The following is a 10,153-nucleotide window of genomic DNA, read 5'->3' on the forward strand; positions in this document are numbered from 1 at the left end:
TCCCGGATGAAGGCAGTGGGACAGGATTTGTAGTATAACTACAAGAAATCCGGAGATACCGGCCCCAGACTACCATGAAGCCAGAGCGCATGAAGCCCACGTGAACCTGCTCCAGCATATCGCCGCCAGTCGCCAGCAGCTGCGCAAATCCGAACTCAAGGTCGCCGACCATGTGCTCGCTCATGCAGCCGATGTCATGCATTCCTCCATGGCGGACCTGGCGCGGGAAGTTGGCATCAGCGAACCCACCATCGTGCGTTTCTGCCGGGCGATCGGCTGCACCGGATTCCAGGATCTGAAACTGCGACTGGCGCAGAGTCTGGCGGCAGGCGCCAGCTTCGGCCAGTTCTCGATCAGTGAGGACGACAACGTCGGCCAGCTGTCGCACAAGATCTTCGACACCACCCTGGCTACGCTGATGGATGTACGTGAACGCCTCGATCCGGACAAGGTAGAACAGGCCATTGATGCGCTGAGCAGCGCCCGTCGCGTGGAGTTTTACGGCTTTGGTGCCTCCGGCGCGGTGGCCAGCGACGCGCAGCACAAGTTCTTCCGTCTGCAGGTGTCCACCGCAGCCTACTCCGACCCCCATATGCAGGCGATGTCAGCGGTCACCCTGGGGCCGCAGGATGTGGCGGTAACCATCTCGCAAACCGGGCGCACCAAGGACCTGCTGCATTCGGCAGCACTGGTCAGTGAGACCGGCGCCACGCTGATAAGCCTATGCCCCAGCCACACACCGCTGGCCGAGCTGGCACAGATTCACATTGCCATCGATGTCACCGAAGACACCGATATCTATACCCCGCTGTCCTCGCGGATCGCCCATCTGGTGGTCATCGATGTCCTCGCCATGGGCATGGCTATGCGCCGCGGGCCCGCGCTGGTCAACCACCTCAAGAACGTCAAGCGCAGCCTGCGCGGCCTGCGCCTGACCCACAAGGCTGGCCAGCGCAACCTCGACAGCAACGATTGAGCCAGCTGGCGGCGGACCAGCTAGCCGCGGAATTGTGCCGCCACGTCTGCGCGGCACAGTTGCCACACAACCCAGCAGAGTAAAAGACACAGCAGCAGCGAAAACAGCATGCCGGCCATGACCGACAGCCCGCTGGTCGTCTGCAGTGCCGGCTCGTATGCCGCTACAGACGTGTCCAGCGGCGCACCGCCGACCAGCGGAGGCCAGAAATACACCGCCAGATTCTGCAGCACGCCGGTCAGTCTCCCGATGCCTGCCAGCACGATAAAGAGCCATGCCAGTACATTGATAAAGGGTGTTGGCCGGGGCTGTTGCCTTGAATATCCTCATTTTGTCGTGCCGTTGGCGAGTCAGGTAAGGGTATTCAGATCACACCACAGGCGACGCGGGCGCCACCACCCCCCAGAGGCTTGGGATCGTCAGAGTAGTTGTCGCCCTGGGCGTGAATTATCAACGCCTTGCCGTCGATCTGCTGCAGACGCTCCAGCCGTGGCGCAAGCACCGGTACTTCGGCCTCGCCGTCGACGTTGACGTACAGCGCCGGCAGATCACCCAGATGGCCCTGCTCATACGGACCCTTGTGCGATCCCGCCCCGTTGGGATCCAAGTGCCCCCCGGCTGCCGCGGCCGCGGTCATGCTGCCATCTTTTTCCTTCGGCTCACAGGAACCGTGCTGATGCACATGGAAGCCATGAAACCCCGCGTCGAGCTGCTTCAGATCAGGCGTGAACAGCAGCCCGTGTGCGGTTTCCTGCACCGTGACCTGACCGATGGACTGCCCTGCCCCATCATCGTCGACCAGGTGCATGGTGACCTGTGTTTCCGCTGCATGAACACTGCCGATTGCCAGACTGCCGGCAATCGCCAGCCAATGGATAGATTTCATACTGTATTCCTCAAGATGCCAATGAACGCTGGCACAGAACCTGCCGGGCCCCGCCTACAGCCCGTTGGACCGGACCGGGGCCGACGTGTTCCCGGCGCGGAAGTAATCGACGGCAGCTTTCTTGAACGGATGCGCATTGTCACAATCACATCTGTATGGCCACCGAATATCGAAGCGCACTACAAGACCGCAGAACCTGCGCCACTAGACCAAGACAAGGTTGATAGATCAGATGACCCGAATACTGATTGTGGAAGACGAGCCCGTTATCGCCACGTTGCTGGAGGAGATGCTGACGGACCAGGGGTTCGAGATAGCTGCCATTGCCTCGACCCTGGAGCAGGCGCGGGCGCTGGCGGGATCGCTTGCCCTGGATGCGGCGTTGCTGGATGTCGGACTTGGACCAGATGAGGTGTTTCCCGTCGCGCGGCTGCTGGAGGAACGTGGGGTGCCATTCGCCTTTACCACCGGCTACGGTTCTGCAGGGCTGCCGCCCGAGTGGGAGAACCGGCCACTGTTCTGCAAGCCCTATGACATCCAGCAGTTGGCCGAAACCCTTTCACAGTTTACCTCCCCGGCCAGGTGATCGGGCGGCCGCATCAAACATCTAGCCGGCTGACTGCTTCTCGAGCTTGAGGCGGGTGACTGCCTCGATCAGCCCATCGTAGGACACCGGTTTGCCCAGGTGCAGGTCAAAACCGGCTTCCCGCGCCCTCTCTGCGTCCCGCACATTGCCGTAACCGGTGAGGGCAATGGCTGGCACCTGTGCATAGCCGGGCAACGCCCGCAGCGCCCGCATCAGCTCGTAGCCGTCCATCTGCGGCATGCCGATATCGGAGATGATCAGATCGAAGTCCTGCTGCTTTGCGGCCTCCAGAGCCTCGAATGGACTGACAAAGCTGGTTACCTCGGCCTCCTCGGTGTCGAGCAGCAACTGCATCACCTCCAGCACCTCAGGTGAGTCGTCGACCAACAGGACGTGCAGGCCGCGCATCCGGGCCTGCTCGGATTCGGTCGCGATGCTCGCCTGACGCCGCTCCTGCGCCGCGTAAAGAGGCAGCCAGAGCGTGAAAGTACTGCCCTTACCCTCTCCAGCGGAGTAGACCGTTACCTCTCCGCCATGGGCTTCGGCCAACTGGCGCACCAGTGAGAGACCAATGCCCAACCCTTCGCGGTGCAGCCGCGCATGCTGGGTTTCCGCCTGGCCGAAGAGATCGAACACCTTGTCGAGATATTCCGGGGCTATGCCCTGACCCTCGTCTATCACCTCGACCTTGGCCCGTTCACCATCGCGCAGCGCATTGATGGTGATGCCGCTGTCTTCCGGCGTGAATTTCAGGGCATTGTTCAACAGGTTCCAGATGATCTGCTCGACCCGGACCTGATCCGCATCAACGGTCAACGGCGACGACTCGGACGCCTCGATATTCAGGTCGAGCTGACGACCGCGCTCGTCCGCGCCGACTACGTCGACTATGTCTTTGATCAGTTTCCCAAGGTCGACTTCGCTGCGCTGCAACTTCAGCTTGCCGGTACGCACGCGGGACACATCCAGCAGGTCATCAATGATCTGGGCCTGGCTGGTGACTGCTTCGTGAATGGTCTTCACCGCCTTGGAGGCCGCCGGACTGGTTTTGGTTACCTGCAGCCGGTCGAGCAACTTGGCGTTGAGCTGGATCAGATTCAGTGGATGCTTGAGCTCGTGGGACATCACCGCAAAGAACTCGTCCTTGAGCTGTATGGTGTTCTGCGTCTCGGTCAGCTCGCGCTCGCGTGCCGCCTGCTGTTGCTGTCGCTCGGTGAGGTCGCGGGCGATCTTCACGTAGCCGCGAAAACCGTCCTGCTCAACCGGATTGACCACGCCACTGCAATAGAAACGAGATCCATCCTTGCGCAGGTGCCAGCGCTCATCCTCGGCGCGCCCGCTCTCCCTGGCCCGGCGCAGTTCATCGGCCGGCAGGCCAGCATCGCGATCTTCGGGAACAAAAATCAGACTGCTTGGCCGTCCGAGCACCTCCTGCTTGCTGTAGCCGAAGATCAGCTCCGCGCCCCGGTTCCAACTGGTAATGACGCCCTCGGCGTCCAGCACGATGATGGCGTAATCCTGGGTGCTTTCAGCCACCAGACGCATGCGCTCCTCGCCCAGACGCAGTTCTTCTTCCGCCGCACGGCGCCCGGTGATGTCGATAAAGGTCAGTACCGCGCCTTCAATGTGGTCTTCGCTGGTACGGTAGGGCAGCAACCGGGCGATATACCAGCGGTTGTCATGGCTGCGCACTTCGCGCTCGATCAGGCCCAGGGTCTCGAACACCTGAGCCGCATCGGCCGCCAGGTTGTCGTATTCGAGACGATGGGTGATATCCAGTAAGGGACGCCCGGAATCGACCGGAAGCATGCTGAAAATCTCCGTCGCGCGCGGGGTGAACCATTTGATGCGCATACCGCGGTCGACGAATATCGTAGCAATATCGGTCGAGGTGATCAGGTTTTGCAGGTCATCATTGATCTTGCTGGTTTCCTCGACCTTGCATTTGAGTTCGTAGTTGACCGTGGTCAGCTCCTCATTGATCGACTGCAGCTCTTCCTTGCTGGTTTCCAGTTCCTCGGTTGCCGAGTGCAGCTCTTCGTTAATGGCCTGCAGCTCTTCGTTGGAGGCCTTGAGCTCTTCGGTGGAGGTGCCGGACTGTTCGAGGGTGTTCTGCAGCTGCAGCTTGGTGCGTTGCAGCTCCTCTTCGAGCTGCGACAGAACGCTGTCTTTGGCCTCGTCACGCGGCTCGTCCGCATCGCTGCTCATCGTGCCTTCGACCTCGTCGAACAGCACCAGAACAAACTCCTTGCCATCGAGCCCGTTCTTGAATGGCCGCGCCACCATGTTCACATAGAAAGGGCGCTCGCCGCGCATGATCTTGACGCGCCGCGCCTCGACACTCTTGCCGCTCTGATTGGCCTGAAACAGAGCCGTACGCAGCTCCAGCCGCAGTTCCGGGCGGATCAGTGAGAGCAGATTGTGTGAGGGCTCACCGCCGACGTAACGCAGGAAGTGCCCGGCGCGGTCGGACATGTGCACGATCTCGGCGTCCGGGTTCACGATAACGCTGGGCGGCGCATATTGTTCCAGTACCCGCTGGTGAATCTCGGCGAAGGACTGCTTGTGTGGGCTGACTTCACGCAGGGGCTGCTGAACCAGAGCCTGACGGCTGCCATTGAGTGGCAGTACGGGTACCTGACGACCGGAAACCGGCCCGCTGCTGGCGCGGAATATCCGGTTTTTCTTGTCCACCGGCATAAACAGTTCCGAGCACACATCAGCCGACTCGGAGTTACCCAGAAACAGAAAGCCGCCCGGTCGCAGGGCAAAGTGGAACATCTCCAGAATCCTGCTTTGCGCCTCGCGGTCCAGGTAGATCAGCAGGTTGCGACAACAGATCAGGTCGACCTGCGAAAATGGCGGATCACGCAGCAGGCTGTGCTGGGCGAAGAGTATCTTCTCGCGAATTTCCTTCTTTACCCTGTAGCGTCGCTGCTCCTTGATGAAGTACTGGCGCAGGCGGGTCGGGGAAACATCGGTAACGATTGCCTCGGAATACATACCGGCGCGGCCGACTGCAATCGCGCGCTCATCGATGTCGGTGGCAAATACCTGCAAGTCCTTCTCGTGATTTGTCTGCTGCAGCTGATCATTGAACAGCATCGCCAGCGAGTAAGCCTCCTCCCCGGTGGACGTACCCGCTGACCAGATGCGCAGAGTGTTGTGCTGATCCTGCCGGGTTTTTGACTGTTCGATAATCTGCGGGATCACGTCACGCTCGAGCGCTTCGAAGGCTTCGCGGTCGCGAAAAAAATTGGTCACGCCGATCAGCATATCGTCGAGCAATGCCTTGGTTTCGTCGGGCTGCTCTTTCAACAGTTTGAGATAGGAAGCCAGGTCCGGCTGCAGCGTGACCTGCATGCGGCGCTCGATTCGGCGGAGCACCGTAGCACGCTTGTAATGCTTGAAGTTGTGCCCGGTGCGGGTCAGCAACTGCGCAAGGATATCGCGCAGGGCGCCTTCTGCCGCCCGAGCTGCCTCTTCGTTAGCCTCGCGCCGCGCCTCCATCGCCGACTCTTCGGTGGTCGGCATATGGATATTGCGGGCATTGCGCCACAATTCGATCAGCTTGTGGGGCATCTCCTCCACGGGTAGCACCAGATCGACCATACCGGTGGCAATAGCATTGGCCGGCATGTCGCTGTATTCCGCGTCTTCCGGCAACTGGGCGATGGTTACGCCGCCTTGCTCCTTGAGTCGTGCCAGGCCTAAAGCGCCATCCGCGCCCGTACCTGAGAGCACCAGACCAAAGGCGCGCGCCTTGTGTACTTCGGCCAGATCGCGAAAGAACATGTCAATGGCCACCGCCGCCTTGCTGGATGAATCGCGATTGCTGACCCGCAGATAACCGTCGTTCATCGACAGGAACTGCCGCGGGGATATCACATAGACGTGGTTTTTCTGGATCGATACCGGCTCGGTTACCTCCAACACCGGCATTCTGGTCGCGCCCTGCAGAATGCCCGCTGCGTTGCTTTCGTGCTGGGTCGAAAGATGCAGAATGACCACAAATGCCATGCCGTTGTCATTGGGCATGTTTTCAAAGAAGCGCAGCAGAGCCTGCAATCCACCTGCTGAGGCGCCTATGCCCACCACCGGGAACGTCAACCGGCTGGGCTGAAGGCCCTCCTTGTTTTGCGGCACACCCGGAGGCTGGGTGGCAGGGTGGTTCGGCGGTCTGGTCATTACGTCCTCTCGACCTCGCCACACACCCACACTCGGCTTCGCAAATATCCCTTCGCAGGCGGAGTGCTCGAAGAAATCAGCAACACATAGGCGGGATGGCGGGCCAATGTCTGGTTTTCCTGATTATAGACAGAATGGCGGGGGCTGGCCCGTGCCGTTGTAAAAAAATGCCCATTACTTGATCTGAGACAACATCAGGCGGAAATCGACAGGTTAGAATTCATGACGACTTTCGTGTCCTGTCCTTTGCAACTATTCTGGTAGCATCCTTGCCGGATTTCCCGCCGACAACCTGCGCCCAGCAAGGCCCGGCCCCGTGCCCAGGCCCATTCCACCAGGCCCCACGATGACAATACCCCGAAGACAGCATAGCAACGCCGCCCCGGACACCCGGCCTCCCCCCAGGGCGACAGACCGGCGCCTCCGGCTGAACCTAGTCGCGGAAGGACCGGGCAGCTTGCTCGAGTGCCTGGGTAATCCGCAACTGGGCCTGGCTCGGGCGATCTGCTGCGATGCAGCCGCGATCGTGGTCAATCATGAAGCCGTCAGCCTGGAGGGCGACTGCGATCATCAAGCGCTGAAAATCCTCGCCCAGATGCCTCAAACCATGACGTCGGGCATTTATCGCTGTGATGTGCAGCGGGCGGAAACAGTTGAAGACGCGCACGTGCTGGCGGTATGTTTCTGCCCACCGGAAGACGGCTGGCTATTCTGGTTCCGCGATGAGCAAAAAGGCCAGAAGCTATGCTGGAGCGATGCCGAGGTCGCTGCAGCGGCAGCGTTACGCGCTGACCTCCTCGAGGCCTGTCTGATGCGCGCGACAACGGCTAACCGTGTGCAACAGAGCCTGATTTGCAGGCTCGGGCATGATTTGTCCAATCCCCTGCAGTCCATCACCATGTCAGCTGCCCTGCTGCGCCCGCAAAGCACAAGGGATACCGAGCTCAGCCAGCTGATCATGGCGGGCGGAAAGAAGATGGAACGTCTGATCTCGCAGATACGTGATCTCAACCGCTTGCAGGCGGGTAACCAGATCAGTATCAACCCGGTACAAACCGACATCTCCGTCCTGCTGAAATCCGTTCTTAAAGAGGAGCAGGCGCTCTATCCGGAGCTCCTCATCCAGTCACAGATAGAACCGGGCATAAAAGCGATGGTCGACCCCGGGCGCTACACCGAAGTCATCGCCCACCTGCTGGGTAACGGTCATCGGAGCCAGGGCCAGAACCGGATACCGACCATAGTGCGCCTGGAAAGAGGTGACCACAGCAGCCAGCTGACCATCAGCAACCAGCTCGAACCGCTGAGCGCGGAACAACTGGCCGGGTTGTTCCGGCCTGTCGCCAGCGATAGCCTGATGCATGCTAAGAGCGGCCTGGGTATGGGGCTGTATATCTGCGCGGCAATCGTGCAGGCGCATGACGGTTCCGTGAGCGCAGAACAGGCCAACGGCTCGATCACCTTCACCCTGACACTGCCGCAGCTGGAACAGTAAGAAGCGGGGTACTGCGGTAGTTTTACCCGGCGGCCGTGCAATACGCTCGTCGGACGCCCCTGTCAATAAGCAGGCATAGCCAGTACAATACGCGGCCCGCTTTCCCGGCCATGTATGCCGCTCGGCAGCGACTCCATTCTTTTCCCGCAGGACACTCTTTTGATCTCCACCGCCAATATCACCATGCAGTTCGGGGCCAAGCCTCTTTTCGAGAACGTCTCGGCCAAGTTTGGCGGGGGCAACCGCTACGGCCTGATCGGCGCCAATGGCTCGGGCAAAACCACCTTCATGAAGATTCTCGGTGGCGATCTGGAGCCCTCCGGCGGGCAAGTGATGCTTGAGCCGAACGTGCGCCTGGGCAAGCTGCGCCAGGATCAATTCGCCTATGAACAGTTCAGCGTGCTGGATACCGTGATCATGGGCCACGAAGAGCTGTGGAAGGTTCACGCCGAGCGTGACCGCATCTATTCCCTGCCGGAGATGAGCGAAGACGACGGCATGAAGGTTGCCGAACTCGAGACCGAGTTTGCCGAAATGGACGGTTACACCGCTGAAGCGCGCGCCGGTGAACTGCTGCTCGGCCTGGGGATTCCCCTTGAGCAGCACGGCGGCCCGATGAGCGAGGTTGCGCCCGGCTGGAAACTGCGCGTATTGCTGGCCCAGGCGCTGTTTTCCGATCCGGAAGTGCTGCTGCTCGACGAGCCGACCAACCACCTGGATATCAACACCATCCGCTGGCTGGAAAGTCAGCTGACCATGCGCAACAGCACGATGATCATCATTTCCCACGACCGGCACTTCCTGAACAGCGTGTGCACGCACATGGCCGACCTGGATTTCTGCGAGTTGCGCCTGTTCCCCGGCAACTACGACGAATACATGATGGCCTCGCATCAGGCGCGTGAGCGTCTGCTCTCGGACAATGCCAAGAAAAAGGCCCAGATCGCCGAGCTGCAGACCTTCGTCAGCCGCTTTTCCGCCAACGCCTCCAAGGCCAAGCAGGCCACCAGCCGGGCCAAGCAGATCGACAAGATCCAGCTGGACGAGGTCAAGCCTTCCAGCCGGATCAGCCCGTTTATCCGATTCGACCAGAACAAGAAATTGCACCGCCAGGCGGTGATTCTTGATCGGGTCAGCCAGGGCTTTGACGGCGAGGCGCTGTTCAAGAACCTCAGCCTGCAGATCGAGGCCGGCGAACGTGTAGCCATCATCGGCCCCAACGGCATCGGCAAGACCACCTTGCTGCGTACCCTGGTCAACGAGATGGAGCCAATGTCCGGCAGCGTCAAATGGGCCGAGAGCGCCGACCTGGGCTATTTTGCCCAGGAACATGCTGACGACTTCAAGAATGACTGGACCCTGTTTGACTGGATGTCGCAGTGGACCACCGGCGGCGAGCAGCTGGTGCGCGGCACCCTGGGCCGTATGCTGTTTTCCAACGATGACATCCTCAAATCGGTCAAGGTGATCTCCGGTGGCGAGCAGGGCCGCATGCTGTTCGGCAAGCTGATCCTGCAAAAAGCCAACGTGATGATCATGGACGAACCGACCAACCACCTGGACATGGAATCCATCGAGGCCCTGAATCTGGCGCTGGAAAACTATCCCGGCACGCTGATCTTCGTCAGCCACGACCGTGAGTTCGTCTCCAGCCTGGCCACCCGCATCATCGAGCTGAACGAAAACGGCGTGACCGATTTCAACGGTACCTACGATGATTACCTGCGTGAACTGGGTGTCGCGGTATAGGGCTCAGCCACCCAGCAAGCGCCCCAGGTAACGACCATCAAGCAGCAGTCTGTCAGCCCAGAACAGCTGATGGGCTGCGATAATCAGCCAGAACACAGTCTGGTATGAAGCCTTGCGGGTCTTGTGGCGAAACCATTGCTGGGCAATCAGTGCGCCAGGCCAGCCGCCGAGTAGTTCCGACAGGTGCAGCAGGTTTTCGGGGGTGCGTTGCTCCAATTCCTGCGCCCTGCGTTTGTCGGAGCGGTACATGAAGAAGCTGAGCAGGCTGACTCC

At 60.2% G+C, this 10,153-nt stretch carries 8 protein-coding genes; 4 read left to right on the forward strand and 4 right to left on the reverse strand.

Annotation, left to right across the window (positions count from 1 at the left end; translation table 11 throughout):
• The first annotated feature begins 100 nt into the window (after window positions 1–100).
• On the forward strand, window positions 101–976 hold the full coding sequence (gene hexR, locus ABYA88_RS01020) for a transcriptional regulator HexR (RefSeq protein ID WP_373184613.1): 876 nt from the start codon (window positions 101–103) through the stop codon (window positions 974–976).
• Window positions 977–996: 20 nt separating this feature from the next.
• Here hexR and ABYA88_RS01025 read toward each other — a convergent pair whose 3' ends face one another.
• The gene (locus ABYA88_RS01025; protein WP_373184615.1) at window positions 997–1,239 is read right to left on the reverse strand and encodes a hypothetical protein; all 243 of its coding nucleotides are present in this window, start codon (window positions 1,237–1,239) and stop codon (window positions 997–999) included.
• A 101-nt stretch (window positions 1,240–1,340) separates the two neighbouring features.
• Complete coding sequence (sodC, locus tag ABYA88_RS01030; protein WP_373184617.1) at window positions 1,341–1,862, reverse strand: superoxide dismutase [Cu-Zn] SodC; 522 nt, start codon at window positions 1,860–1,862, stop codon at window positions 1,341–1,343.
• 232 nt (window positions 1,863–2,094) lie between these two features.
• Between sodC and ABYA88_RS01035 the strand changes: the two genes are divergently transcribed.
• Window positions 2,095–2,448 carry a response regulator gene (locus tag ABYA88_RS01035; RefSeq protein WP_373184619.1) on the forward strand — a complete coding sequence of 118 codons (354 nt, stop codon included), beginning with the start codon at window positions 2,095–2,097 and terminating at the stop codon, window positions 2,446–2,448.
• A 21-nt stretch (window positions 2,449–2,469) separates the two neighbouring features.
• On the opposite strand, the gene ABYA88_RS01040 is transcribed toward ABYA88_RS01035, so the two are convergent.
• Window positions 2,470–6,636, reverse strand: a complete 4,167-nt coding sequence (locus ABYA88_RS01040) for a CheR family methyltransferase (protein ID WP_373184621.1) — start codon at window positions 6,634–6,636, stop codon at window positions 2,470–2,472.
• 457 nt (window positions 6,637–7,093) lie between these two features.
• Here ABYA88_RS01040 and ABYA88_RS01045 point away from each other — a divergent pair, with 457 nt between their 5' ends.
• Together ABYA88_RS01045 and ABYA88_RS01050 are read left to right on the forward strand one after the other, a co-directional pair.
• Entirely contained in the window at window positions 7,094–8,131 is a 1,038-nt protein-coding gene (locus tag ABYA88_RS01045) for a sensor histidine kinase (RefSeq protein ID WP_373184623.1), read from the forward strand.
• A 159-nt stretch (window positions 8,132–8,290) separates the two neighbouring features.
• The gene (locus tag ABYA88_RS01050; protein ID WP_373184625.1) at window positions 8,291–9,880 is read left to right on the forward strand and encodes an ABC-F family ATPase; all 1,590 of its coding nucleotides are present in this window, start codon (window positions 8,291–8,293) and stop codon (window positions 9,878–9,880) included.
• A 3-nt stretch (window positions 9,881–9,883) separates the two neighbouring features.
• Here the strand turns inward: ABYA88_RS01050 and ABYA88_RS01055 are convergent.
• The coding region (locus ABYA88_RS01055) for a DUF1294 domain-containing protein (RefSeq protein WP_373184626.1) at window positions 9,884–10,153 on the reverse strand (270 nt) is incomplete at its 5' end.

The organism is Halopseudomonas sp., from assembly GCF_041579695.1.
Lineage (GTDB): Bacteria > Pseudomonadota > Gammaproteobacteria > Pseudomonadales > Pseudomonadaceae > Halopseudomonas.

Bases quoted from the DNA above. Each gene is read 5' to 3' on its own strand.
- ABYA88_RS01035 (WP_373184619.1), top strand. From the start codon at position 2,095: ATGACCCGAATACTGATTGTGGAAGACGAGCCCGTTATCGCCACGTTG.
- sodC (WP_373184617.1), bottom strand. From the start codon at position 1,862: ATGAAATCTATCCATTGGCTGGCGATTGCCGGCAGTCTGGCAATCGGC.
- ABYA88_RS01040 (WP_373184621.1), bottom strand. From the start codon at position 6,636: ATGACCAGACCGCCGAACCACCCTGCCACCCAGCCTCCGGGTGTGCCG.